The 614-nt window shown below is 73.9% G+C and carries 2 protein-coding genes; both read right to left on the bottom strand.

Annotated features, from left to right (window positions below):
* Positions 1–162, bottom strand: a 162-nt coding sequence (locus tag G3I65_RS59060; RefSeq protein WP_375336705.1) for a helix-turn-helix domain-containing protein, incomplete at its 3' end; no start/stop codon positions are given.
* A gap of 240 nt (positions 163–402) precedes the next feature.
* Positions 403–614 (bottom strand): alpha/beta fold hydrolase (locus G3I65_RS22060; RefSeq protein ID WP_375336704.1); only part of this gene is annotated, 212 nt, incomplete at its 5' end.

The following is a 614-nucleotide window of genomic DNA, read 5'->3' as shown; positions in this document are numbered from 1 at the left end:
CCGCCGTTCGGTCTCCGGGCGCGGGTTCCGGACGCTGCCGAGCTCGGCGTTGCGCACCGCGCGGAGGCTCAGCCCGGCGCGCCCGGCCAGCTGCGCCTGCGTGAGCCCGGCCAGCACGCGGCGCTCACGCAGCCATCCGGCGAACGACGGGCCTTCCTCCACAGGCGTCCTCTCCCGCGTGCCCGAGCGGAACGTACCCCTCAAGCATCACGATCGTGCCTCCCCACCTGTACCACCGAACGGCGAAGATAACCGTTTCCGCAGGTACCGACCGTGACCGCGGCGTGACGCGGCAGTACAGGCGCTCGTCCACCACGAGTTCCTAGGCTTTCTCCCGTCCGGTGGTGACGAGGGGTTCGCGGAGCAGCCGTCGCATGGGGTACGACGGCTGCACCCGGGCCATCAGACGCCGAAGCGCTCCAGGAGGGCGCGCACGGCGGCTGGGTCCTCGACGTGGGCGTTGTGCCCGAGGCCGGCGAGGGTGACCGCGTCCGGGTCCAGCGCGCGCAACTGCTCCGGGCGGCTCATGGGGTCGTCCTCGCCCGCCGCCAGCACGACCGGGCACCGCGCCGCGGCGAGCAGCGCCGGCATGTCCGGCGCGCCGACGCCGAACG

Origin of the sequence: Amycolatopsis sp. SID8362 (assembly GCF_010550475.1) — a bacterium.
Classification (GTDB): domain Bacteria; phylum Actinomycetota; class Actinomycetes; order Mycobacteriales; family Pseudonocardiaceae; genus Amycolatopsis; species Amycolatopsis eburnea.
Note: the sequence above shows the minus strand (reverse complement) of the source record. Positions and strands in the feature narration are given on the sequence as shown.